Source organism: Mesorhizobium sp. G2-6-1, from assembly GCF_055809095.1.
In genome coordinates, this window is sequence record NZ_CM147896.1 from 1,615,187 (window position 1) to 1,638,339 (window position 23,153).

Below are 23,153 nucleotides of genomic sequence, written 5' to 3' on the forward strand. Positions count from 1 at the left end.
TTGTCCAACTCATTGGACCATCGCAAACACTCGACGACGTGGCGGGTATCACCGGCACGATAGGCTATGAGGTATTGACCAGCCTTGGTCGCCGGTTCCACCGTGTTTATGCGAATCAATGAGTGTTTTGGCCACGCTTGACAAGCAATGCCTTGTCAGCGAGGCTTGGCTCATGAGAAACCTTGCTCAAATCCAGGCCTGCTTCAGGGTGTGCCCAATCGCGGGATCTTAGCCCCGGTTCGACCGCTGAATGCGATCGGGCGGTGCGGGGCATTTCTTCAAACATATTGAACGCCAGAGTGGCTTCGCATCATGTGAAGCGCTCTTTTAGCGCGTCGCCATCACTCAAGCTTCCAGCAAGCCGCCCATAAGGTTTTTCCCATGCGAATGAACCCGGCAGGCTGAGGTTGAATGATGATGAGGCGCGCATCACACACTAAAATTGGAAGAGGTTCACGCACATGAGTGCAGCAACCAAGCATCGCTCGCAATTCGAAATTCTTATAAGTGCCGTTGATCATGACAGGCTTACAGGACTGGCGCATACGGCATTGGAACGCCAACCGGGCCCCGCCGAAGATCTGCTGTCGGAACTGGATAGGGCAACAATTGCCACGGCTAAAGCCATGCCATCTCATGTTGTGCGCATGGGATCGACGGTTGCGTTTCGCGATGGCGAAGGCGACAAGAAACGCATTACGCTGGTCTATCCCGGACAGGCCGATATCACCGAGAACAGGATCTCTATCCTGACGCCTCTTGGTACGGCACTGATCGGGTTGGCGCAGGGTCAAACGGCAGTCTGGACAACCCGCGACGGAAAGGAACGTCTGCTGGAAATCGCGTCTGTCGAACCCCCTGTTTCAGAGGTGCAATCATGACGTCGCGACTGGAAACTGATGAGCCGACATGCCAACTGACGACAAAAGACTTCGCGATTCTGGAGGTCATGCACCAGCGTCGGGTGGCGTCTGGCGACCCGATCCTGCCATTGCTTGAACGTAAAATTGCAGCCGCCACGGTGATTTCGGCCGATGCCATCGAGCCCAATGTGGCAACGCTGAACAGCAGGGTCGTTTTTCGCGTTAACGGGGGATCGGCCGAGACCCGTACACTTCTTCAAAATGAGGTGCGCGGCTTTGTCGGTTTCGGTTTACCCATCACCAACATGCGCGGCCTTGCCATGCTTGGTCTGAGCGAAGGGCAAACGATTTCAACCGAACGTCAGACAGGTCAGACCGACCTGATTTTGCTCGAGAAAATTCTCTATCAGCCAGAAGCGACAAGGCGTGAGTACGCTCCGCAAAAGGTAGAGCCAAAGACCCCGACACGACGTCCAGCCTTGAAGCTGGTCCACAGCGTTGCAGATCTTGCCCCAGCCCTTGGCGAAAAGCAGGAAATGCGGCAGAGAAGACCATACGATGACGACCCCGGGCCATCTGCGGCCTGACGGGCGATGGAGACCATCCGATGAAAATACTGGTTCTGGGTAGCGGCGTCATTGGCGTGACAACGGCCTATTTTCTGACCGAAGCAGGTCATGAGGTGACGGTTATCGATCGCCAGGAAGGCCCGGCGCTGGAAACCAGTTTTGCCAATGCTGGCGAGGTGTCACCGGGCTATTCCTCGCCCTGGGCCGGGCCCGGCGTTCCGGCAAAGGCGGTCAAATGGCTCTTGATGAAGTATGGTCCGCTGGTCGTGCGACCGGCATTTGATCCGCATATGTGGAGCTGGTTGGTTCGCATGCTTCGCAACTGCACGGCAGAGCGCTATGCGATCAACAAGTCGCGTATGGTGCCGATTGCCGAATATAGTCGTGATACGCTAAAGGCGCTGCGCTCATCGACCAACATCGCTTATGATGAGCGCGCCAAGGGCACGCTGCAGCTTTTTCGTACCCAGAAGCAACTGGACGGTATCGGCGGTGACGTCGAGATATTGAAGCAGTATGACGTGCCTCATGAGGTGCTCGACGCTGAAGGGTGCGTCGCAGCCGAACCGGGGCTTGGTGCCACGCGTGAAAAAATTGTCGGTGGCTTGAGGCTTCCGGGCGATGAAACTGGCGATTGCCGGTTGTTTACGCAGCGATTGTCCGAGATTGCCACTGCCAACGGCGTCAAATTCGAATTCGGCGTAACGATAAATAGCATTAATGTTGAAGGTGGCCGGATCGCGGGCGTCTCCACCAGTGCGGGCAATAAGGTTGCCAATGCCTATGTGATGGCGATGGGCAGCTATTCGTCCATCTGGATGCGCAAGATTGGCCAGTCCATTCCTGTTTATCCGGTCAAGGGCTACTCGATCACAGTGCCAATCGCAAATGCTGACGCGGCACCGGTATCGACCGTGATGGATGAGACCCACAAGGTCGCGATCACGCGCCTTGGCGAGCGAATCCGCGTTGGCGGCACGGCGGAGATTTCCGGCTACGACCTCGCATTGCATGAAAGACGGCGCAGGACATTGGAGCATTCGGTCAGTGATCTCTTTCCGGGAAGCGGCGATATTAAGGCGGCGACTTTCTGGACCGGGTTGAGGCCGATGACGCCGGACGGGCCACCGATTATCGGCTCGTCAAAATACCCGAACCTCTATCTCAACACCGGGCATGGCACACTTGGCTGGACCATGGCCTGCGGCTCCGCCAAAGTGCTCACCGACATCGTTTCAGGCCGCAAACCGGAGATCGATGCCAGCGAACTCGGGCCGAATCGCTATGTCTGAAGACGATTAGAGTATTTCCAGCAAAAGTGTGAAACGGTTTTGCGTCCGGAAATGCGGCTAAAACAATGAGATAGAGCGGTTCTGCCGATTCATTAAAAACCAGAAACGCTCTCGGACAGGAGCAAACCATCCAATGTGACACTTTCTCTTCTAAAGCGCGTTGCGTCTAAAAGGATTCATGCAGCGCTCTTTAAGCCTTTGTTTTTGTGCATGTCGTTGTCCCAAAACCGCTGCACACTTTTGGGCGACATGCACTGGCTGCGGGAAAGTTTTCGCCTTTTGCGATCATCGGGAAATCAAGTGTTGATAGCGGCTGCCTTTGCCAGAAGTTTCCGGGCTTGAACCAGATGCAATCGTTCAACCATCTTGCCATTCAGGGCGATGACGCCCTTTGCGCTATTTTCAGGCAAAGCAAACGCATTGGCGATCGCCCTGGCTTCCGCCAACTCTCGCTGTGACGGTGAAAACGTGGCATTGGCAGTGTCGATCTGTACCGGATGAATGATGGTTTTGCCGTCAAAACCCATCGCCGCTGCCTCGCTACATTGATGCGCAAATCCGGCAGCATCGAGGAAATCGTTGAAAACGCCATCGATCAGGTCGATGCCACCAGCGCGTGCCGCCAGCACCATCTGCATCAGCCATGGAATCAGATAACGCCGGTCAGGCGTTGCAAGAACCCTGGTTTCCTTTACCAAATCATTCGTTCCGGCTACGAAACAAGCTAGGCGAGATGCCGGGTCGCGGCCCAGTTCTGCGATAGCGCCAACATTCATCAGAGCCTTGGGCGTCTCGATCATACTCCACAATTTTACCGTGTCTGGAACAAACGAGGCATCAAGCGCATCACCAGCCTCGAGAATATCGCGGGCGGTGTTCACCTTGGGCAACAGGATGGCGTCGGGTTGGCAAATCGCGGCGGCGGCGAGATCGTCGCTTCCCCATTGACCAGACAGGGCATTGATGCGCACCACGATTTCGCAACGCCTGGTGGGCCGATTGGCGAAAATTTCCGAAAGCTTTGCCCGAGCGGCAGCCTTGGCTTCAGGTAGAACGGCGTCTTCCAGATCGATTATCACTGCATCGCAGGCCAATGACGCAAATTTTGCCAGCGCCTTGTCATTCGAGGCGGGAACATAGAGCACGGAACGGCGGGGCCGATACGAAATTTCAGTCATCTGGTCTTCATGCCCGGCAATGCTGGCCCTTGCAAGAGTGTGCGATAAAATGGCCGAAGCTGTTTTCTACGACCTGTACTCAATCCGGAAAGAGTGGCATGGCACATTACGACATCGTGATCATCGGCGGAGCAATCGTAGGATCGTCTGTTGCCTACTATCTGCGGGAAGAAGGTTTTGGGGGGTCGATTGCCCTCATCGAACGCGATCCGCAATTCACATTTGCGGCAACCACATTGTCGTGCGCCTCGATCCGCCAGCAATTCTCGATACGCGAAAACATTCGCCTATCGCAGTTTACACTGGATCTTTTCCGCCGTCTCAAGGACGAGTTCGGTGCGAATGCCGACATCGGCTTCAATGAAGGCGGCTATCTGATCCTTGCAGGCGAGCAGGGGTTGCCGATTTTACAAGCCAATCATGGCGTCCAAGTCGCAGAGGGTGCGGACATCATACTTGAAGACGCAACGGCACTGGCGCGGCGCTTTGCCTGGCTGTCAAGCGAAGGCATCAGCGCCGGAACCTATGGGCGCACTGGCGAAGGATGGTTCGATGCTCATGCTATGCTGGCGCTGTTCAGGAAAGCGCTGCGTGGCAAAAATGTGGATTTTATAACCGGCACCGTTGTGTCGATGGTGCGCGAGAATAATCGCGTCACAGCGATTGAACTCGACAATGGCGAGAGACTTGACACAGGACTTGTCGTCAATGCCGCCGGATCAAATGCCGGGAAAGTGGCGGCATTGGCTGGTCTGGACCTGCCGGTCGAGCCAAGAAAACGTAATGTCTTCGTATTCGAAGCTCGTGAGAAATATACGGACATGCCGTTGCTGGTCGACCCGAGCGGCATCTATGTCAGGCCGGAGGGTTCGGTTTACATAACGGGAGGTGCCGAAGACGAGGAAAGCGAGCGCCCGGCTGATCCCGGCGATTTCGAACCAGACTGGAATCTATTCGAAGAGGTCATCTGGCCGACGCTGGCAACCCGCATTCCTGCCTTCGAAGCAATCAAGATGACGCGCGCCTGGGTTGGCCATTATGATTACAACACGCTCGACCAGAATGCAGTGATAGGCCCGCATCCGGACGTGCGGAACTTCATTTTCGCCAATGGTTTTTCAGGTCACGGGCTGCAACAGGCCCCTGCGGTCGGCAAGGCTTTGTCTGAACTCATCGTTCACGGCAATTATCGCACGCTGGATTGCGCTGTCTTCGATTACAGTCGGGTGGCTGAAGGACGCGCGTTTCGCGAATTGAACGTGATCTGAAGCCCAAAGGGTTTGGGACAATTCCAGGCAGCTATCCCCAGAAAGCGGGAACGGTTTCCTCCAGACGCGGCCCACGCCGAAATGGTGCGATCTTCTCGGCAAGACCGGTCCGGTCGGAAATCTCGACACCCACGCCGCATAAAGTCGCTGGCCCGCGCGCCGCCTCGAACCGGCCTTTCGGCACTTTCGAAAGAAAGCGGCTGAGCGGTTCTTCCTTGTCGATGCCCAGCGATGAATCATAATCGCCACACATGCCAGCATCGGATATATAGGCAGTCCCGCCATTGAGAATTTGATGGTCAGCGGTTGGCTGGTGGGTATGGGTGCCGACAACCAGGCTGGCGCGCCCGTCAACGAAATGCGCAAAGCACATCTTTTCGCTTGTTGCTTCGGCGTGGAAATCAATCACCACCGCATCCACCTGTTCGCCGAGTGCGCAAGCCGTCAGTTCCCGCTCGCCGGCCTGAAACGGATCGTCCAGCTCAGGATGCATGAACACACGGCCCATTATATTGGCCACCATGATACGGGCACCACCTCGACTCATATAGACGCCTGATCCATTGCCGGGGGTCCCTTTCGGGAAGTTTGCCGGACGCAGGAAACGTTCTTCACGTGGCGCAAAGCCCAGCGCCTCGCGCTGATCCCAGACGTGGTTGCCAGTGGTGATGACATCGGCGCCAGCGGCAATCGTGTCGTGAAAGATCGCTTCGGTAATGCCAAAGCCGCCAGCCGCGTTCTCGCCATTGACGATGACGAAGTCGAGTTTGAAATCGGAAATCAGGCCAGGCAATTGCTGCTGCACGGCAGTGCGCCCCGTTTTGCCGACCATATCGCCAAGGAAAAGCAGTCTCACGAAATCACGCCTTTGAAAAATGCATGATTTCTTGCAGGAGATCACGCGGTTGCACTGTTGTTATTGACCAGTTGCGGTGAAACGGCGCAAGCCGATTTCGGTCAGCATTTCGGGCAGAATGACGTCATGGGGCTCGTCGGGCACATGGCTGACCTGCTGGCACTCGAAGGCCACTCCAATCAGCCTTGGCGAAAGTTCACGCGCATGAAGCCGGGCGATGGCGCGGTCATAATGCCCGGCACCATATCCGAGGCGGTGCCCCCGAAGATCGAAGGCAGCAAGTGGTATCAGCATGATATCGGGGTCGAGAACCCTTGCATCCGGTCCCGGCCCCGATGTGCCAAAGCCGGTGTCGACCATTGCCACGCCACGCACCAGTTCGCGAAAGACAATCGTTTCCCTGTCCTGAACGACGGGCAGGCAAAGGCGCGCGCCCCGCTCGCCCAACGCGAACATGAGTGGCCGCAGATCAATTTCCGAGCGGATGGGCAGGAAACCGGAAATGACGGTCCCAGGCTCAAAATCCAACGCAGGAGCACCCGTCTCCGCTACGCGAAGCGATATTTCGATGCGCCACGCCGGGTCCAATGCATCACGGCGACCAAGCGCTTCGCGACGTACGATATTCTTCTGCTCTCTGGATTGGGACATGATTGGCTCTTTTACTGGGCCGGTTTATTGGGCCGGAGAAAAAACCAAACGCCACAGCGCGTCAAGGAAAACTCGTTTCAGCGCGGGTCAGATTACCTAAAACCCCTCGAAAAGTGACGATCCACACAACCGGTGGAGAAGTTGATCCCGGGAACCTACAAAGTAGGTGGGCGCCATATACCCGAGCCCACGAGCCCGGACAGGGACAGCTCCCTAGGGATAATTAAGGCCCCGGGGAATGTCTCTCCTGCCGGGAAGCGCAGAACGTCACGACTGATATAGGCGCATGGCGTCCCATTAGCCAGATGCCTGCATGGTTGGTATCGCACTATTTGCAACCCGTGCCTGCCACCACACAAGCAACGGCACAGCAAGCAATTCGATGCCAAGCCCGAGCATGTGACCGGTCGAAGGTACACCCGCAATCATCAATGAAGAAAGCCGTGCCAACCCGCCCGTGAAGGTACATGCACCGAGCAGTCGGAAACGCTCCGTCTTTTGCTCAATATCGAGAATGCATGAGTACCAACCGATACCGGCTGCCAGAAAGAACCCGGACAGAAAACGAAAATGGCTATCGAGATCGAGTGGCCACGGCTGCACCAGATGGAGAAATTCAGGTCCGGAAAGAACGCCCTGAAGGCCAACCAGAACTGGCGTTGCCGCCAGGACAGCCACACAGGTTTGAAGTGCTAATCTGCTCGTCATAAAATATCCGACCGATCCCAATGCATCGCTTGACGTAGACCCTTTCCGTGCAGGGCACGAGAAAGGTACGGAACCGGCCAAGCCAGAGTTTCATCATGCCTTTTGCGACGCACCATTCGCAGCAATCGAACCACTTGCGCCCTGACGGACCGGTCCTTAGGTTCAGGCCGCAATAAAGGAACATGAGATGCGTTTTGAAGGCACGGCGGCCTATGTCGCCGACAAGGATCTGATGGTGGCAGTCAATGCCGCTATTGCGTTGGAACGGCCATTGCTGGTCAAGGGGGAGCCCGGCACGGGAAAGACCGAACTGGCCAGACAGGTGGCGGCGGCTCTCGGGCTTGATCTGATCGAATGGCACGTCAAATCAACAACCCGCGCCCAGCAGGGCCTCTATGAGTATGATGCTGTCTCACGCCTGCGCGACAGCCAACTGGGCGATGAGCGTTTCAACGATATCGGAAATTACATCAAGCGCGGCAAGCTCTGGGAAGCCTTTGCGGCGGGCAAAAAGGTCGTGCTCCTGATCGACGAAATCGACAAGGCCGATATTGAATTCCCCAACGACCTGTTGCAGGAACTCGATAGGAACGAGTTCTTTGTCTACGAAACCGGCGAAACCATTCGCGCCACCGTTCGACCCATCGTCATCATCACTTCGAACAACGAAAAGGAATTGCCCGACGCATTCCTGCGCCGCTGCTTCTTCCACTATATCCGTTTCCCAGAAGTTGAAACGCTCCATAAAATCATCGATGTTCACTATCCTGGTATCAAGCAGGCGCTGGTGCGGGCTGCACTGACACAGTTTTACGAAATCCGTGATGTTCCGGGACTGAAGAAGAAACCGTCGACCTCCGAGGCGCTGGACTGGATACGCCTGCTGGTGACCGACGATATCGACCCTGCCGACCTGCGTGCCGATCCCAAGAATGCGCTGCCGAAACTGCATGGAGCCCTGTTGAAGAACGAACAGGACGTGCATCTGTTTGAGCGTCTTGCTTTCATGGCGCGAAGGCAAGGGTAAGGCAAACAGCATGGATGGCAGGCGGAGGCCTTTCACTGCCCCAATCGCAGCTATGAGAATAGAAGTTACACTTCGCATCACACGAAGCTTGAAACCTTATCGGAGGCTCCATGACTGACATCATTGTTCGCCCACTGGAAAAATCTGATCACGCAGACTGGCACCGCTTGTGGGGTGAATACCTCACCTTCTATGAGACCGCGCTGCCCGAAGATGTTTACGCGACCACATGGGAACGCCTTTTTACGCCCACTGAATTCGAGCCGAAGGGCTTCATCGCCCATCTTGATGGTAGGGCCGTTGGCTTGACCCACTTTCTCTACCACCGGTCCGGTTGGTCAAAGGTCAATAATTGCTATTTGCAAGACCTCTACACCGACCGGAATGTACGTGGCAAAGGCATTGGCGCGGCATTGATCGAGGCGGTGAGACAGGAGGCCGCCAGGATCGGCGTCAGCAATGTCTATTGGATGACACAGGAAACCAACACCACTGCGCGTCGGCTTTATGACCGTGTGGCGCACCGCACCGGCTTCATCGAATACGATCTCTTGTAAACGATATGTTCATTCCCTTTTTTCTCGAACTGAAGGCCGCCAAAATTCCCGTTTCGCTACGGGAATATCTTTCGCTGCTGGAGGGCTTGGAAGCGGGGCTGGTCGATTACGACATCGAAGGATTTTACTACCTTGCCCGCTCCGCTTTGGTGAAGGATGAACGCTACATAGATCGTTTCGATCAGGTATTCGCTCACGCATTCAAGGGAGTGGATGCACTAGCGGCCGACAGCGCGCTCAACAGTACCGAAATTCCGGAAGAATGGCTGCACAAGCTCGCTGAAAAGCATCTGAGTGACGATGAAAAGAAGCTGATCGAGGCGCTAGGTGGCTTCGACAAGCTAATGGAAACCCTCAGGCAAAGGCTGGAAGAACAAAAGGCCCGCCACCAGGGTGGTTCGAAATGGATCGGGACGGCCGGAACATCGCCATTCGGGGCCTATGGTTACAATCCCGAAGGCGTGCGCATCGGGCAGCACGAAAGTCGCAACAGACGCGCTGTCAAAGTCTGGGACAAGCGCGAATTTCGCAATTTCGACGACAGCGTTGAACTGGGTACACGCAACATCAAGATTGCACTCAAACGCTTGCGTCGTTGGGTTCGGGAAGGTGCGGAAGATGAACTCGATCTACCCGGCACCATTCAGGCGACGGCCGAACACGGCTATCTCGATGTCCAGACGCGACCAGAACGGCGCAACGCGGTCAAGCTTTTGATGTTCTTCGATGTCGGCGGTTCGATGGACGATCATATAAGATCGGTGGAGGAATTGTTTTCTGCTGCGCGGGCGGAATTTCGCCAACTCGAATATTTCTACTTCCATAATTGTATCTATGAAGGCGTCTGGAAAGACAATCACCGTCGGCGCTCGCAGACGGTTTCGGTCTTCGACCTGATCCACAAATATGGTCCCGACTATAAGGCGATATTTGTCGGAGACGCTTCGATGAGCCCTTATGAAATTACATATCCCGGTGGTTCGGTTGAACACTGGAACGAGGAGGCTGGATCTGTCTGGCTTGGCCGCGTGCTTCAACAATGGCCAAATGCCATCTGGCTCAATCCGACCAGCGAAAAACACTGGATGTATACCCATTCGATCGGCATGATTCGGGATCTGCTCGATGGCCGTATGTTTCCGTTGACGCTTGCCGGGCTGGAGGCCGCCACGCGACAATTGTCACGCAAGCATTAATTTCATGGAGCCCATACGTTGCTGGGAAAGCATGTAACGAACACCTATCTTCAAACGAACAGGGTTTGAAAAACAACAGCCGCAAAGGCAGGAGAATATCATGGATAGCCAGGCATACCCCGTAACCCGCACTGATGCCGAATGGCGTGATCGGCTGACGCCGGAGCAATATGCAGTGATGCGCAATCACGGCACTGAGCGGCCGGGAAGCTGTGCGTTATTGCATGAACACCGGGCGGGTGCTTTCACCTGCGCCGGCTGCGATAGCAAGCTCTTCGAAGCGACGTTGAAATTTGAAAGTGGAACGGGTTGGCCCAGTTTCAACGATCCGGTTGCGGGCTCCGTCGAAACCACAACCGACCGCACCCACGGTATGGTACGAACCGAAGTTCATTGCGCAACCTGCGGCAGCCATCTGGGCCACATTTTCGACGATGGCCCTCCGCCAACTGGCCTGCGTTACTGCGTCAACGGTGTGGCGCTGAACTTCCAACCGGCCTGATTTTCCGCCTCTTGGTTTCAAACTTTTGTTTTCAGACAACAATTGCTTGAGCATGGCATTCAAGACCATACGACTGTGGCCCAAGCGTCGTCTTCTAACGCCAAACGTTCGCGTCGAAGTTTGAACTCGGTGAGCGGCGGCTCGACGTGGCCGAATTTGTAACCGTCAGCAGAGCAACAGGCGCCGACCCTTACGCCACAATGCGCGCGGCAGAAACCGACAAGCGTTGAGCGCCGGAAGCAGACTCCGGCCCCGCGATAAGCGAACGTCAGATTCCGACCTCAAGTAAGCCGTCCCGGGCTTAGCGCGCCAAATCCAGAAGTAGTCATTCACAGACTAGGGGCCGCAACAGCAATGCCCCTCAAATCAGACAATGAGATCAGTTTTTTGTCGACTGAGAGCAGACACAGTTGGAGGTCACCGTTGCGCGTCATCGCTAACAACCCGCAAACACTGCGCGCGTGATACCCGCTCGTGCCGAATACGGATTCGAGAGGGTCCGCGCTATTATGAAGTTGGCAGGGATGGCCTCGCATCGATCAATTGACCAAGCTCTGCAGAAATTCGGTTCGCAGTTCCGTGAGGTTTGATTTGAGCGCCAGCGTATCGACTTTTGGATAGCGTATCTCGGCGAAGAATTCCCAAGCATCACGGTACTTGATCCATTCACGCTCGGCCAAGCGTATGCCGTCTCGTGTTACCCCTCCGGGCATGTCGGCGTATGGCATCGGTCTCGCCATGATGCGCTGGTAAACCTTGTTCAGTTCCTTGTCAGACAAGGCCAATCCTGCTTTCGAGCGAACTGCCTGGCCATTTTCCAAAGCCATCAAGAGCTTGCTCCAGGCAGAGCGGATCTCGTCCTTCCGCGCACTGACGAATACGCCGCGCATCGATCCGGTTTGGTCTACCTCGTTCGACGCGCTCATTTCAGCGTAATTATCCATGGCAGAACGGAGCCGGAAAAAAGCAGCCTGCTGCGCGCCGCTCATTTTTACCAGTATCTTGCCGATACGCCCATCCAGCGCTGCATTGGCGATGCGCTCCTCGTGGAAAGCGCAGCGCCCTGCCAAGTAGCCACTGGTGGCATCGTCACAAACCGAAAATGCATTGCCCCCGGTCTGTCCTGCACGGATATTCATCAGATGTTCAATTCGTCCCGCCATCTCGAAAGGCGCTCCCTCCATGTAACACGCGAAATGGATCGCCAGATCGAGGTCCTTTCTAGCGCCTGTTCCATTCGCATAGACCATTGACAGCAACCCCGCGCCGTCGAACGGATCAGTTCCGTCTCGAGGCTTCAGCATGGCACAGTCGCGTGCCTCTTCTTGCTGCGCGCGAACGCCGATCCCGAAATAGAGCTTCTCCGCGTCACACCCCTCAAGTGCCGCTCGGGTCTTGTTGTTCACATGATCAGAAGCTGGCGGAGACAAATCACGAACGCTCCGGCACTCCGACTTCGATGCCTGATATGCCGTGCCGCTTGTCAGTTCGTCTTTTCGATCTCCCCAATACTGCGTGTCTTGCGCCGAGGCTGGGGCTACAGGCACGATGAAAAGGAAAACACTGAATATCAAAGTTGACTTCATGGTGAATTACCTTCCGGTGATGAATTCAATAATATAACCTTATTCTTCAGCTCACCATACCGAATTTCCAGCCGAGAAAAATTAAGAACATATCTTTCTGGAATGGTAAGAATAACCACCAGATCATTCTGTGGTACTGTCCGATCAGGGGCTTCTGCTAAATGTCAGCTTGCTGTCCCATATTACCAAATCCGGACGGTCTGATATCGGCCCCAAAGTCGGCAATCGGAGGAACGTCTGCTTTCTCAAATGTCTTTCCAAAAGTAGCTGGGTAGGAATCCACCCACTTACAGCTATTGGGTACCGAGTTGAGGGCGTCCGTATTGTTGCGCACCCCTTCGACTTTGCGATTTCACGCTGCGTCGAATCCGCAAAGTGGTATGTCCTGACAACGTCCCCGCTGGCTGAAGCACGAAAGTCGAGTGACGGGACGCCCGCAACAAAAGGAAATATGTCATGACGCTGAAGGTCTATCTGTCCGGTGAGATTCATACCGATTGGCGCGACCGGATCATAGAAGGCGCAAAAGATATGGATGTCAGCTTCGACAGTCCGGTGACCAACCACGAAGCAAGTGACGATTGCGGTGTTGCGATCCTGGGCTCTGAGGACAGCAAGTTCTGGCATGATCGCAAGGGTGCTCAGATCAATGCGATCCGCACCCGGCGCGGCATCGCCCAAGCCGATGTCGTGGTCGTTCGCTTTGGCGAGAAGTACCGGCAATGGAATGCGGCCTTTGATGCAGGTGTTGCATCGGCATTGGGAAAGTCGCTGATCGTGCTGCACGGACCCGATCATCAGCATGCACTGAAAGAGGTCGATGCGGCAGCCCTTGCGGTTGCGGAACGTCCCGAACAGGTCGTCCAAATCTTGCGCTATGTTCTGACCGGCGCGCTGCCATGATATTGCTAACCCCTGCGCCACCCGGCTTTGTTTTTTCGAGAGGCGCGTCGGCGAACGGCCTTGAACCCCTTCGACATTGCGATTTCACGCTGCGTCGAATCCGCGCACTGGTAACCCAGCGGTAACCCTGGCCTCTTGCGCCGTTTTTGCGCACAGTGACTTCAACTTGCCTGAAACGCGAAAAAGCCGCGGAATTCCGCGGCTTTTCGTTGCTTGAATTATTGGAGCGGGTGAAGCGATTCGAACGCTCGACCCCAACCTTGGCAAGCAAGAAATTACGCCGTCTAACTAGTTCAGCAGAATCGCGAGCAATACGTTCCAGTATGCGAGAATGCGCGTTCTTCCGGTATTTGGTGAATTGGCGGCTTGTGGACTGACCAAGACTCGTTTGAAATACCGCGAACTACAGAGGAACACGGAACGCGTAACCACGCAGTGACCGGAGCCGTTAAGCCGCAGCCAAGTATTCGCGTTCTTTGACGAACTGGCGACCATCCAACCCCAGTCCTGCTAGTAAGCTACCTCAGAGCCAATCCTGAAGAGTGGTTGAGATTCTGGGTGCTTGCTGCCTCACAGTGTGCGGGAGCCTCGGATAAAGCGCGGCGAGCACTCTCCGATCCCGATTCGCACTAACTCACCAACGCCATTGACGCCGATTAGTTTGTCAGTTCATCATCCTAGGCTTGGGGAGCGTTAGATGTTCAGACTTCGGGTACTACTATGGGCCGTCGTATGCTTTTGCTTCATTGCATCGGATGCTTCTGCAGAAGTACCTAGCGGCCCCACTTCGCGTTGGGTGGTCTTAGCCAGCAGTAAAAGCATTGATGATGCAATCGGCATTGCTTCGTTATACCAATGGCGTTTCGATGACGTCCGGGTAGTCAGGTCATCAAATGGCTGGCTTGCCGTTGTTGCTGGTCCTGTCCCCGTGCCCAATGGGATAAAGGCCGCCAAGGAAGATCTGCTCGTTAAAGGAGGCCTGCCGAGGGACCTGTTCATGTCCAACGGCGCGGAATTTCAGACGACGCTTTGGAAACCAGAACGAACGGTTTTTCCTAAATGGCAGGCAGATTCTTCGGGCATGGCACGCTTCGACACTTCCGGCCTGCGGGTGACGATAGACACGGTTCCCGCAGACTCCGATATGTATTCACCACGGATAATAGGCACTAGGAACGGGGAGGTCGCCTTCTCCTCTGTCATGTCAACCGTCTCCACCAGCAACGGCCAGTCCTCTGCAATGGCCGTCCACCTTGATCCAGCGTCAAGCGAACCGGAGATTGTCTTTTCCGCCTTCTGGGGCGGAGCTCATTGTTGTACCGTAACCGAAATTTTCAGCCCGGTAGGCAACTATTGGGTCAGGACGGAAGCTTCCACACTTGATGGCGGGGGCTATGCATTCCATGACGCCGATGGTGATGGAAGCATGGAGTTAATCAGCTCCGACAACAGCTTTCTCTACGCATTCGCCCCCTACGCATATTCTTGGGCGCCGACGACTATCGAGCAGCTACGCGGTGGTGTGCTTTCGAATCAGAGCCACAATTCCAGATTCGCCACCTACTTCCGGCGGGAACTTGCGGGGATGGAGCATCTTGCTCGGAACGACACGGCATTGTGGAATTCGAATGGCTTCCTCGCGGCCTGGGTGGCTACTAAGACCCTTGTGGGGGAATTCGACGATGCCTGGCCTAAGATGTTGGCCTCATTCGACCGTGCGAGCGATTGGCAATTGCAGGTGTGCAGCCAACCCATCAAGTTCTCTGATTGTCCCGACAGCGCCAAGATCAACGCCACCTTTCCTGTAGCACTGAGAACCCATCTTCAGGAGCGGGGATATCTTCCGAGCGCTACGAAAGATGGCGTGGTCGCGGCCGCCAAAACGCCCGATTCGGAGACAGAAAACTCCCCGGAACGGCGGCAGAGCGATGATGGGTCACAAGCGGCATCGTCTGGAACTGGCTTCTTCGTAACCACCGACGGAGAAATCATTACAAACTTTCACGTCATCGACGGATGCCGAGCCCCACTCGTATTTCACGGCCGATCGCCATCGTTACCCGCCGCCATAGTAGCACGGGACAAAACAAACGACCTCGCGCTGCTAAAGGTCGAGAAGCGGGTTGATCAATTTGCGCACTTCAACGTGAAGGTGAGAATGGGTGAGCCAGTCGCTGCCTTTGGCTATCCGCTCTCCTCGATCCTTTCCAGCGGAGGGAATTTTACTTTAGGAAACGTCACCGCCTTAAGTGGGCTACGTGACGATTCCCGCTACCTACAGACCTCAGCGCCGGTTCAGCCGGGCAATAGCGGCGGCCCTTTGGTCGACTATTATGGGAACGTCACCGGCATCGTGACCGGGAAATTCAATGCGCTCGCCGCAATGGTGGCTATGGGCGACATTATACAAAACGTAAATTTCGCTATCCGCAGTTCTACGGCGGTGTCTTTTCTCCTTGCGAATGGTGTCGACGCGGCGATTGCGGATGGGGCTATCGCTCAAAATCGACTGGAACCGCCGGACTTGGCTGATTTTGTCACGAACATGTCCGTTGCCATACGGTGTGACTGAACCGCTTTCATATTCTGATAGTTTGGTTCGCCGGACTGGTTCGTCACCTCGTTTGCCGCACATATACCCTGTACCCGCCATGCCCATGCCGTTCCCCTATACGTCGCTTTTCCGCAGCGGCGCAGCTACGCGTGCGGGCAGCAATGAAAGCGACCACATTCCGTGAACGGTTCCGAAACAAAGCTGGGGTGGACGGTGCGCGCTGCGCAGCTATAATGATACCGCACCGATGAGAACGCTGACGCGCAGCTAGATAATGCCTCATGACGTAGTGCTTCAGACGTAACAACCGACGCCCAAACCGGTTAGTGGCCGTTTCGCAAGGTTGAAAAGTTCTGCAGAGCGCTGCCGGTTGCATTTAACCCCCAAAATAGAAACGGGGCGGAGATGCACGGCGCAGCGTTCTTCTGGTGTCCCCAAATCTCTGCTCCCAATGGAGAAAGAGATGATTCGGATTTTTAAACATCATGCGTCTCCTCTACAGAGGCTTTTAACAATCAAGCAGGCTGCCGCGGAACTCGGTTGTCACGTTTGGCAGCTTCAGCGCGCGGTGAAGCGCGGTGACATCCCTAGCTACAGGCCTTTCAATTCGCGAAAGCTGGTCAAGCTGTCCGAGGCGGTGGCGTACATCGTCGCCACCCGGCAAGGAGGCGTGCTGTGAAAAACAAGCGTCAACTGGAACCGAATTTAGACGATCCCGCCGAATACCTAGCTCCACCCACGTACCTTGAAGGAGTTATACGATACGTCGAACATAGCTCGTACCAGGAAGTAGTCGTTCACACCGAAATCAACACCACGATCAACATTGTGATTATTGGCCCGGACACCTCCGGCAAGGAGGGGGCATGATCAACCTCGATCTCAAATCGGATACCGCTTCAGCCATCGATTTTCAGAAACGGTTGTTCCCGGATCAACGATGGGATTTTGCCGCCGTCCCGCCCGACGGCGGGAAACCTGAGTTCCGCACTTTTTACCCGACGAACACGACCTGGCGTACGACTGGGTCGAAGACGGACAGGGAAAGACGGGCCTCTACTATCACGTGAACCTGCTGCAAGCAGACGCCCGCAACATCAAGGCGAAAAAGTCGGACATTGCGGCGGTACGGGCCCTTCATGTCGACGTCGATATCAACGATGACGCCACCCTGTTGGCGTTGCGAAGATTTGTTCCAACGCCCACGGTAATTGTCTTTTCCGGCGGTGGTTACCAAGCCCTTTGGCGGCTGACAGAACCGTCGACCGAGTTCGACCGGGCTGAACGGAGCAACATATGGATCGCACAACAGCTCGGCGGCGACAATTGCCACAACATCGACCGTCTGCTTCGTTTGCCGGGAACCATCAACCTTCCGAACGCGAAAAAGCGCGCTGCTGGCCGCGTTCCCGTAATGGCGAGGATAGTCGAATGAACTCGGATCTTTCGTATTCGCTTGACGACTTCTCTGTGGGCGACGGACTTAAACCTGCCGGACCGAAAGGCGCAATTACAAACGTCGGCGATTTGACGCCCCTGAACGTTGACGATCTGCCCGAAGGCGTGACCCACACAACGCTGCTGCGGCAACTCATCGTGTCCGGTGACGACCCAGAGCGACCGCGCTCGGAGCCAAACCCGCGCCACCCAAGCCGCAGCCATTCTGTCTTTGCCGCCGTCCACGCCTTGGCACGGGCGGGGTGTGACACGGCACAGATCGCCGGCATTCTGCTCAATCCCGAGTATGGTATCTCGACTTCGGTATTGGACAAACGTAACCCTCGGGCTTACGCGCTTCGGCAGGCGACACGGGCTCTGGAAGCCCTCGAAACAGGCTGGGCCGATGCGGATCGGTCAGGCAAACCTAGGCCAACGATGCCTAATACTTTGCTGGCTCTCGGACGTCTGGACCTCAGCTTTGCTTATGATCGTTTCCGCTACCGCAAGATGGTCAACGGAAACGTCCTTCAGGAATTCCAGGGCGAGTTGAGCGACGATGCCGTGACCATGATCCGGGCGTTGGTCCTTGAAACGTTCAAGTTCGACCCACGGGCGGAAAATGTTCGTGACGCGGTCAACCAGCTTTGTTTGGAGAATTCATTCCATCCGGTACGGGAAATGCTCGGCAGCCTAGTATGGGACGGCCAGCCTCGCCTCGACAAGTGGCTTGTTACCTACCTTGGCGCAGCCGACACAGACCTCAATCGCGTGATCGGAGCCATGGTGCTGATCGCCGCTGTCCGCCGCGTCAGGCGGCCGGGCATCAAGTTCGACCAGATCTTGATCTTGGAAGGGCCACAAGGTTCGGGGAAGTCGAGCGCGTTGCGCATTCTTGCTGGTGACGGCCTTCACTCCGATCAGGAAATCTTGACCCAAGATGCCCGTGCCCAGATGGAGCTCATGGAGGGCATATGGATTTACGAGTTAGGAGAAGTTGAGGGGTTTAGCCGTGCGGAGGTGAATAAGATAAAGGCCTTCGCTTCCCGCCAGGAAGACCGCTCGCGCATGGCTTACGGCCGCTTCGTCGAATCCCGGCCTCGACAGGCGATATTCATCGGCACAACCAACGAGACGACCTACCTTCGCGACCAGACCGGCAACCGTCGCTTCTGGCCTACGAAAACGAGCCGGATAGACTTGGAGACGCTGCAACGCGACCGGGACCAACTTTTCGCGGAGGCGGCGGTGCGTGAGGCGCGCGGCGAATCCATAGTACTGCCGCGAGAACTTTGGGAGGTCGCAGCCGACGAGCAGGCTGAGCGCCTAGAGGAGGACCCTTGGCTTGAGGTGTTGAGCAAGGTTCGCGGGTACGCGGCGGGCAACGTCGTGCGTGTCGAAACCCACGACCTACTACAGCGTGTGCTTGGCCTTGACCTCGAACGTCAACACCAAGGTCAGACCAAACGCGTCGCGACGCTCATGCGAAAACTTGGCTGGACGCCCACAAAATTCCGTGCGGGCAACGGAACTGTTCGCGGCTACGAGCGCCCCAAACCGGAGAACCACGACGACGACGACCCAAACCTTCCGCCTGGCTACAACAAGCCCAAATTTTAGCTGTGGCACTGTGGCACGTGTGGCAGGTGCCAGGGGCGGGGCCGGCAGCAGGCAGGCTTCGGGAGGGTGGGCAGCGCACAGGTGCCGCCGGCAGGCCAGCCGGCTGTGGCGTGCCACACACGCCACGCACACCACGTTTGCACCTCGCCCCGTGACGTGCAAACGCCGGAACCCACTGGGCTTCCTGTGTGGTGCAGCAGCGGGCCTGTAGCTGGTGCGTGGCGTGCCGGAACACCCACACAGTTAAGCGGCGATTGTGTGTTTCGGAGCGGCAGTATGGAAGTGGACCAAGTTCTGTAAGTCCCCAGATCAGCGTTGGGTGGTTTTGTTTGGGCGTCCTGTTTGGGTGTCGCGTTGCTGGCAGCCTGCACAAGGTGTCTGTACTGGCCGTTGACGCGGCCAAGCTGGGCCTGGAAGTTGCTCAGCACACCGCCTCCGGAACACTCGGGCGCTGCGCGGGCCACCGCTGCGGTGACCTGTGTGTGCTGGCCGGCACTGTCAGAACACCCGGCGCAGCCTTTTCGCGGGCCACTGCGTCCCCGTCGTCACTAGTGTTAGGACGGCTGGAACACTTGGTGGTTTGGGTTCCGTCACTTCGCGGAACGCTGCTGTGTCACCTCGGCTGTTTGTTGGGCCTGTGTTGGGCGTGCCGGACCTGTGTTTCTGGGGCCGGAAACGTTGCTCCGTCATTTTTGTGGGTGCTGCGTGCGTTGTCGCTTCAGCCAGTTGTACAGCTTGGCAGCGCCGTCGCCAGCGTTGCCGCCGTACCGTTCGTTGCTTTCGTCGTTCCCCTGTCAGGGTGTTCCCTGACTGCGATTTCAACCTCGGTGGGCGTGGAATCCAGAATATTCGAGACCGCGTCGCCGCGCGGCTTCGATATTCACCGACGCCCCGAGGTTACACGTCTGGTTACGATTTGGGCCGTTTCACGGGCCTTCTGGCCGCTCTGGCGATTACTTGTGCCGGTTACGCGCGCGTGTTTTCCTTCCGATTTTTCCTTTTTGACAGGTAAACGCCATGAATGATTTCACCGTTTCCATCACCACGACCACCCGCCGCCGCAAGCTGACGGGCGGCAAGGTTGCCCTCTATCCGCAATATTACTGTGAGTACCGGGAGCCGCTAACGCGAAAACGCCGCCGCCGTGCCTTCAACCGCAAGAAGGACGCCGAGGCGTTTCGGACAACGTTGTTGGTCAGGGTGGCTGAAGGTAGTTACGTCGACGAGCGCCAAGCTCCGAACGTGGCGCAGGCCCTTGAGCATTGGTTGGCGACCAAGGAAGGCAATGTGAAGCCTTCGACCCTGAAAGGCTACAAGGTGGTGGCAAACGGTGCCATTCGTGGGCCGCTGCTTATTGGGACGCGGCAGGAGCGGGCTGACTATACTGAGACGGGCATTCAGCCCAAGAACGCGCGCTTCATCAAGCTGCTCGGCCACGTCAAGCTGACCGACCTGACCACCGCCATGATCCGTGTCTGGCACCGGACTGTCACCGAGCAATGTGGGAGCTACACCGCCAACCGGGCGAAGTCGCACCTGAAGTCCATTCTGGCACTGGCCGAGGAAGATTTTGCTATTCGCGCCCCGTCAATGCCGACGGGCCTTTCAAGGGCGCGCCACAAGCCGAAGAAGACCATCCTGACCACCGAGCATATTGCCAAGCTTGTAGCAGCAGCCAAGGACGACGCCGAGCACGGCATCTACTATGCCTTCGCTTTCCTTGCTGGAACGCGCCCCTCCGAGCAGTTGGGGTTGCTCTGGTCCGAGGTGGACTTTGACAAGAACACCCTCCGTATCCGCCGCATTCAGGAACGCGATGGAACGCTGACCGAAATGACCAAGACCGAGGCTGGCACCCGCGACATTCCAATGAGCGCCGTGCTGCGCGAGTTGCTTTGGCGTGGCGGGTTCGCTGCCCGCGCAAGGGCAGGGAACTGCACCGCGTCTTTCCCGGCCCCGGAAGGCTGCAGGAGTGGCCAAAGCAGCGCATTGGCGGCGGCGGACCGTTGCTTTACCAAAACTTCCGCAAGCGCTATTGGGCACCGGCCTTCAAAGCGCTCGGGCTTCCCTACGTGACGCCGCACAGTGCCCGCCATTCCTTCATCTCGACCTTGCAGGCGCAGGGCATCGAGATCGGGCTTGTTGCCCAGATCGCCGGCCACGCCAACCCGACCGTTACACTCGGCCACTACACCCAAGCCGTGCGCGACGGCAGCGCTGCCATCGAGGCGCTCGACCGGGCTTACGGCGGGTAGCCGAACTTCACAGTGGCGGTGCAGGGCTGTGCGCCGGCCCCGCCGCGTCACGTGTACGCCGCGCCACCCTGGCCGTACGCCCGTGGCCGCTGACACCTTCCCCGGCCCACAGCACCGGCCAGCAGTAGCGCGTGCCCCGTGCACGGGCGGCGTCGGGAACACATGTGGCACGGCCGTACCCCGCGAAGCCGAGCTAACCAACGGAAAGTGTACGGATAATTGTGAGCCGATTCCCGCCGTGTTCCCCTGTCCTGTTGAACAGGAGACAACGCCATGCACATCATGGTCAGGGACAAGCGGACCGGAACTGAGGAATGGATCAGGATTGAGCAGGCAGCGGAATTGATGGATATGACTGCCGACGACATCGAATGGGCGCTGGCAGAGTTCGGCGAGTGCGACTCTGAGAACTACATCGCACTCGAACCAGAATAGCAGTCACCTTACAAGCGACCCGACCAGACAGAAAGCGAGCGCCCGCGCTGCTGTAGGTCGCCGCTTCCGGGCGGCTTGGCTCGACCCTCCCCCTTCAGCAGAAATACCCAGATTAGGCCTAAGGGACCCGCTCGGGCCTGGAATGGGTTGGGAGCAAATACGTCGTACGCGGCGTCAGGCCGTCTCAGTCAATCCGATATTCAACTGAAGTGGGCGAAACGCGTATGACCCGTAACCTCCTGCCGGACACCTTCACGTCTTGCCCCGCGCCTAGACTGAATTGGATTGGCCGGGACGTCGTAGCATACTGTGTGGAACCGCGTGGCGGGATGTATTGGTAGGAGGTCGAAGTGGCAGTCCCCGAAACGGGCGTACCGCCGACGCTTCCGCTCAGATAGGTGTTGGTAGTGTTGGGTAAGATGAGCGGCGTTTCCGTCATGGTGGTAGCGTCACTGTCCACCATAACGTCGTTTCGTTCAAATACAGCTTGTCCCCCGCGAGAACCGACATAGCGAACGGTTGTCCGTCCGGCATTTGTGGTGCGGCCGAACAGGTCTGCCTTGCCAAATGCATTGGGCAGCGAGCGGCGTGCCTTGAAGTCAAGAACAACATCACCGGGGCCAGCGGATAGGCTTGAACTGGAAGCGGGCGTTACCAGCGTGGTTTTCGTCTCGACCGGCGAACAGGCTGAAAGTGCCATCACGGAAAAGAGGAATGCGGTTTGTGTCCTCGTTGGCCTTGTCATGAGTTTACCCACCAAACATCCCGTTGAAAAACATCATTATTCGAAAAATCACGTGCGAAGTCCGTTGTCAATTTTTGACCTTGGTGCAACCGCTACCGAAATATTCGCCACGGACAAACGTTGGATCGAGTCGACCGCACGCCTCGAATGCAGATATTGCCAGCCGTGCCGTGCTTTCCGGGTGTACAAGCAAGAAGAACACCACATGGGCGGTGGTGAACGCCCAGATCGCACAGCCGGGCGCGACGGAATGAAGCTGCCCCGTCCGCTGAGCTAAGAAGACCGGCCGTTTGATATGAGGGAAGTGCTGGTAGATTAGCAGTGATTTACCGGCTTGGTAGAATGTCGCAACTTCGTCTAGGTAAAGATATTTGGACGAGTTCTTGCGACCTTTCGATAATGACACCTCCAGACCATTGTCGGGATCGAAGAACACCAGTTCGCAGTCACAGAACTCGGACGCGCAACGTTCCATGAAACTAGAACGCCCGGAAAGGTCATCGGGCAGCATATCCTTGTAATAGGTAGCGTCGGCAATCGCTCCGCTGTCCTCGATTGCCTGCAGCCGGCGACGATCCGGCTCGGCAGCAACGTGAGCTAGGGTGTCGTATAGTTCCGGGTCGAATTGACGACATCGTTCCGGTTGCTGAAGATAGGCAAGCTTATTTCCGTCCATGCTTCCATCCGAGGGCGTTAGCATCCAACACACGCCAACTCTGTTCGCGCCGCCTGCCGACAGCGCACGCAACAGTGCATATTTGCGATAATCGTTGATGTCCCCGACATATTGATGCTTCAAGTGCCCGCCCCGAATCTTAGTTCAGGGGAGCATGCCAGAATACCCCGATTTGGGGTACTCTAAATTCGGGTTCTATTGAAACGCTGGTCTTTGCACTGGCGCTTCCATTGTCCTCACTTCGTTCCGACCTTTACCAGCGAATAATCGAACTG

Annotated in this window: 25 protein-coding genes and 1 other RNA gene; 18 read left to right on the forward strand and 8 right to left on the reverse strand. The window is 56.5% G+C overall.

The genetic code is table 11. From position 1 onward, the window contains the following. The first annotated feature begins 38 nt into the window (after positions 1-38). The 4 genes from AC0L7S_RS07710 (at position 39) to AC0L7S_RS07725 (ending at position 2,724) form a co-directional block, all read left to right on the forward strand. Positions 39-122 carry a hypothetical protein gene (locus AC0L7S_RS07710; RefSeq protein ID WP_473474223.1) on the forward strand — a complete coding sequence of 28 codons (84 nt, stop codon included), beginning with the start codon at positions 39-41 and terminating at the stop codon, positions 120-122. Between the two features lie 339 nt (positions 123-461). After that, a complete protein-coding gene (gene rnk, locus AC0L7S_RS07715) occupies positions 462-881 on the forward strand; it encodes a nucleoside diphosphate kinase regulator (RefSeq protein WP_473473792.1) in 420 nt (139 codons plus the stop codon). After that, positions 878-1,450 carry a GreA/GreB family elongation factor gene (locus tag AC0L7S_RS07720; RefSeq protein WP_473473793.1) on the forward strand — a complete coding sequence of 191 codons (573 nt, stop codon included), beginning with the start codon at positions 878-880 and terminating at the stop codon, positions 1,448-1,450. The genes rnk and AC0L7S_RS07720 overlap by 4 nt, the downstream gene beginning before the upstream one ends. A 20-nt stretch (positions 1,451-1,470) precedes the next feature. Continuing rightward, positions 1,471-2,724, forward strand: a complete 1,254-nt coding sequence (locus tag AC0L7S_RS07725; protein ID WP_473473794.1) for a D-amino acid dehydrogenase — start codon at positions 1,471-1,473, stop codon at positions 2,722-2,724. A gap of 296 nt (positions 2,725-3,020) precedes the next feature. Here AC0L7S_RS07725 and AC0L7S_RS07730 read toward each other — a convergent pair whose 3' ends face one another. After that, on the reverse strand, positions 3,021-3,902 hold the full coding sequence (locus AC0L7S_RS07730) for an HpcH/HpaI aldolase/citrate lyase family protein (protein ID WP_473473795.1): 882 nt from the start codon (positions 3,900-3,902) through the stop codon (positions 3,021-3,023). A 98-nt stretch (positions 3,903-4,000) separates the two neighbouring features. On the opposite strand from AC0L7S_RS07730, the gene AC0L7S_RS07735 reads away from it, so the two are divergent. Then, positions 4,001-5,170 carry an NAD(P)/FAD-dependent oxidoreductase gene (locus tag AC0L7S_RS07735; RefSeq protein ID WP_473473796.1) on the forward strand — a complete coding sequence of 390 codons (1,170 nt, stop codon included), beginning with the start codon at positions 4,001-4,003 and terminating at the stop codon, positions 5,168-5,170. A 31-nt stretch (positions 5,171-5,201) separates the two neighbouring features. Here AC0L7S_RS07735 and AC0L7S_RS07740 read toward each other — a convergent pair whose 3' ends face one another. The 4 genes from AC0L7S_RS07740 to AC0L7S_RS07755 form a co-directional block, all read right to left on the reverse strand. Further along, complete coding sequence (locus tag AC0L7S_RS07740; protein ID WP_473473797.1) at positions 5,202-6,026, reverse strand: TIGR00282 family metallophosphoesterase; 825 nt, start codon at positions 6,024-6,026, stop codon at positions 5,202-5,204. Between the two features lie 60 nt (positions 6,027-6,086). Continuing rightward, complete coding sequence (locus AC0L7S_RS07745; protein WP_473473798.1) at positions 6,087-6,677, reverse strand: 5-formyltetrahydrofolate cyclo-ligase; 591 nt, start codon at positions 6,675-6,677, stop codon at positions 6,087-6,089. 114 nt (positions 6,678-6,791) lie between these two features. Next, positions 6,792-6,946: non-coding RNA, 6S RNA (ssrS, locus tag AC0L7S_RS07750), on the reverse strand. A gap of 28 nt (positions 6,947-6,974) precedes the next feature. Beyond that, entirely contained in the window at positions 6,975-7,385 is a 411-nt protein-coding gene (locus tag AC0L7S_RS07755) for a DUF4345 domain-containing protein (RefSeq protein WP_473473799.1), read from the reverse strand. A 187-nt stretch (positions 7,386-7,572) separates the two neighbouring features. Between AC0L7S_RS07755 and AC0L7S_RS07760 the strand changes: the two genes are divergently transcribed. The 4 genes from AC0L7S_RS07760 to msrB all read left to right on the forward strand — a co-directional run bounded on the left by AC0L7S_RS07760 (position 7,573) and on the right by msrB (position 10,667). Further along, positions 7,573-8,412: an AAA family ATPase gene (locus tag AC0L7S_RS07760; protein WP_473473800.1), complete on the forward strand. Its 840-nt coding sequence runs from the start codon at positions 7,573-7,575 to the stop codon at positions 8,410-8,412. 110 nt (positions 8,413-8,522) lie between these two features. Beyond that, positions 8,523-8,969: a GNAT family N-acetyltransferase gene (locus tag AC0L7S_RS07765; RefSeq protein ID WP_473473801.1), complete on the forward strand. Its 447-nt coding sequence runs from the start codon at positions 8,523-8,525 to the stop codon at positions 8,967-8,969. A 5-nt stretch (positions 8,970-8,974) separates the two neighbouring features. Beyond that, positions 8,975-10,165, forward strand: coding sequence for a vWA domain-containing protein (locus AC0L7S_RS07770; RefSeq protein ID WP_473473802.1), 1,191 nt, complete (start codon positions 8,975-8,977; stop codon positions 10,163-10,165). Between the two features lie 100 nt (positions 10,166-10,265). Further along, a complete protein-coding gene (gene msrB, locus AC0L7S_RS07775) occupies positions 10,266-10,667 on the forward strand; it encodes a peptide-methionine (R)-S-oxide reductase MsrB (protein WP_473473803.1) in 402 nt (133 codons plus the stop codon). Between the two features lie 539 nt (positions 10,668-11,206). Here the strand turns inward: msrB and AC0L7S_RS07780 are convergent. After that, positions 11,207-12,253 (reverse strand): lysozyme inhibitor LprI family protein, encoded by a 1,047-nt coding sequence (locus AC0L7S_RS07780; protein ID WP_473473804.1) that lies wholly within the window; start codon positions 12,251-12,253, stop codon positions 11,207-11,209. Positions 12,254-12,709: 456 nt separating this feature from the next. Here AC0L7S_RS07780 and AC0L7S_RS07785 point away from each other — a divergent pair, with 456 nt between their 5' ends. The 9 genes from AC0L7S_RS07785 to AC0L7S_RS07825 all read left to right on the forward strand — a co-directional run bounded on the left by AC0L7S_RS07785 (position 12,710) and on the right by AC0L7S_RS07825 (position 21,457). Beyond that, positions 12,710-13,156: a YtoQ family protein gene (locus AC0L7S_RS07785; protein ID WP_473473805.1), complete on the forward strand. Its 447-nt coding sequence runs from the start codon at positions 12,710-12,712 to the stop codon at positions 13,154-13,156. 697 nt (positions 13,157-13,853) lie between these two features. Further along, entirely contained in the window at positions 13,854-15,728 is a 1,875-nt protein-coding gene (locus tag AC0L7S_RS07790; RefSeq protein ID WP_473473806.1) for a S1C family serine protease, read from the forward strand. A gap of 445 nt (positions 15,729-16,173) precedes the next feature. After that, positions 16,174-16,389 carry a hypothetical protein gene (locus tag AC0L7S_RS07795; RefSeq protein WP_473473807.1) on the forward strand — a complete coding sequence of 72 codons (216 nt, stop codon included), beginning with the start codon at positions 16,174-16,176 and terminating at the stop codon, positions 16,387-16,389. 187 nt (positions 16,390-16,576) lie between these two features. Beyond that, complete coding sequence (locus AC0L7S_RS07800) at positions 16,577-16,780, forward strand: hypothetical protein (RefSeq protein ID WP_473473808.1); 204 nt, start codon at positions 16,577-16,579, stop codon at positions 16,778-16,780. After that, positions 16,777-17,145 (forward strand): DNA-primase RepB domain-containing protein, encoded by a 369-nt coding sequence (locus AC0L7S_RS07805; RefSeq protein WP_473473809.1) that lies wholly within the window; start codon positions 16,777-16,779, stop codon positions 17,143-17,145. Before AC0L7S_RS07800 ends, AC0L7S_RS07805 begins: the two co-directional genes overlap by 4 nt. Next, entirely contained in the window at positions 17,142-18,767 is a 1,626-nt protein-coding gene (locus AC0L7S_RS07810; protein WP_473473810.1) for a virulence-associated E family protein, read from the forward strand. The genes AC0L7S_RS07805 and AC0L7S_RS07810 overlap by 4 nt, the downstream gene beginning before the upstream one ends. Positions 18,768-19,784: 1,017 nt before the next feature. Next, complete coding sequence (locus tag AC0L7S_RS07815) at positions 19,785-20,843, forward strand: hypothetical protein (protein ID WP_473473811.1); 1,059 nt, start codon at positions 19,785-19,787, stop codon at positions 20,841-20,843. Beyond that, positions 20,774-21,022, forward strand: coding sequence for a tyrosine-type recombinase/integrase (locus AC0L7S_RS07820; protein ID WP_473473812.1), 249 nt, complete (start codon positions 20,774-20,776; stop codon positions 21,020-21,022). Before AC0L7S_RS07815 ends, AC0L7S_RS07820 begins: the two co-directional genes overlap by 70 nt. A gap of 273 nt (positions 21,023-21,295) precedes the next feature. Further along, entirely contained in the window at positions 21,296-21,457 is a 162-nt protein-coding gene (locus AC0L7S_RS07825; protein WP_473473813.1) for a hypothetical protein, read from the forward strand. A gap of 184 nt (positions 21,458-21,641) precedes the next feature. Here AC0L7S_RS07825 and AC0L7S_RS07830 read toward each other — a convergent pair whose 3' ends face one another. Both AC0L7S_RS07830 and AC0L7S_RS07835 read right to left on the reverse strand, forming a co-directional pair. After that, positions 21,642-22,202 (reverse strand): hypothetical protein, encoded by a 561-nt coding sequence (locus AC0L7S_RS07830; protein ID WP_473473814.1) that lies wholly within the window; start codon positions 22,200-22,202, stop codon positions 21,642-21,644. Between the two features lie 67 nt (positions 22,203-22,269). Then, positions 22,270-23,001 carry a hypothetical protein gene (locus AC0L7S_RS07835; RefSeq protein ID WP_473473815.1) on the reverse strand — a complete coding sequence of 244 codons (732 nt, stop codon included), beginning with the start codon at positions 22,999-23,001 and terminating at the stop codon, positions 22,270-22,272. Positions 23,002-23,153: the final 152 nt, after the last annotated feature.

What these genes read in the sequence shown, in the direction of transcription:
- rnk (WP_473473792.1), top strand. Translation starts at nt 462, where the DNA reads ATGAGTGCAGCAACCAAGCATCGCTCGCAATTCGAAATTCTTATAAGT.
- AC0L7S_RS07720 (WP_473473793.1), top strand. Translation starts at nt 878, where the DNA reads ATGACGTCGCGACTGGAAACTGATGAGCCGACATGCCAACTGACGACA.
- AC0L7S_RS07725 (WP_473473794.1), top strand. Translation starts at nt 1,471, where the DNA reads ATGAAAATACTGGTTCTGGGTAGCGGCGTCATTGGCGTGACAACGGCC.
- AC0L7S_RS07730 (WP_473473795.1), bottom strand. Translation starts at nt 3,902, where the DNA reads ATGACTGAAATTTCGTATCGGCCCCGCCGTTCCGTGCTCTATGTTCCC.
- AC0L7S_RS07735 (WP_473473796.1), top strand. Translation starts at nt 4,001, where the DNA reads ATGGCACATTACGACATCGTGATCATCGGCGGAGCAATCGTAGGATCG.
- AC0L7S_RS07745 (WP_473473798.1), bottom strand. Translation starts at nt 6,677, where the DNA reads ATGTCCCAATCCAGAGAGCAGAAGAATATCGTACGTCGCGAAGCGCTT.
- AC0L7S_RS07755 (WP_473473799.1), bottom strand. Translation starts at nt 7,385, where the DNA reads ATGACGAGCAGATTAGCACTTCAAACCTGTGTGGCTGTCCTGGCGGCA.
- AC0L7S_RS07760 (WP_473473800.1), top strand. Translation starts at nt 7,573, where the DNA reads ATGCGTTTTGAAGGCACGGCGGCCTATGTCGCCGACAAGGATCTGATG.
- AC0L7S_RS07765 (WP_473473801.1), top strand. Translation starts at nt 8,523, where the DNA reads ATGACTGACATCATTGTTCGCCCACTGGAAAAATCTGATCACGCAGAC.
- AC0L7S_RS07770 (WP_473473802.1), top strand. Translation starts at nt 8,975, where the DNA reads ATGTTCATTCCCTTTTTTCTCGAACTGAAGGCCGCCAAAATTCCCGTT.
- msrB (WP_473473803.1), top strand. Translation starts at nt 10,266, where the DNA reads ATGGATAGCCAGGCATACCCCGTAACCCGCACTGATGCCGAATGGCGT.
- AC0L7S_RS07780 (WP_473473804.1), bottom strand. Translation starts at nt 12,253, where the DNA reads ATGAAGTCAACTTTGATATTCAGTGTTTTCCTTTTCATCGTGCCTGTA.
- AC0L7S_RS07785 (WP_473473805.1), top strand. Translation starts at nt 12,710, where the DNA reads ATGACGCTGAAGGTCTATCTGTCCGGTGAGATTCATACCGATTGGCGC.
- AC0L7S_RS07790 (WP_473473806.1), top strand. Translation starts at nt 13,854, where the DNA reads ATGTTCAGACTTCGGGTACTACTATGGGCCGTCGTATGCTTTTGCTTC.
- AC0L7S_RS07795 (WP_473473807.1), top strand. Translation starts at nt 16,174, where the DNA reads ATGATTCGGATTTTTAAACATCATGCGTCTCCTCTACAGAGGCTTTTA.
- AC0L7S_RS07800 (WP_473473808.1), top strand. Translation starts at nt 16,577, where the DNA reads ATGATCAACCTCGATCTCAAATCGGATACCGCTTCAGCCATCGATTTT.
- AC0L7S_RS07810 (WP_473473810.1), top strand. Translation starts at nt 17,142, where the DNA reads ATGAACTCGGATCTTTCGTATTCGCTTGACGACTTCTCTGTGGGCGAC.
- AC0L7S_RS07815 (WP_473473811.1), top strand. Translation starts at nt 19,785, where the DNA reads ATGAATGATTTCACCGTTTCCATCACCACGACCACCCGCCGCCGCAAG.
- AC0L7S_RS07825 (WP_473473813.1), top strand. Translation starts at nt 21,296, where the DNA reads ATGCACATCATGGTCAGGGACAAGCGGACCGGAACTGAGGAATGGATC.
- AC0L7S_RS07830 (WP_473473814.1), bottom strand. Translation starts at nt 22,202, where the DNA reads ATGACAAGGCCAACGAGGACACAAACCGCATTCCTCTTTTCCGTGATG.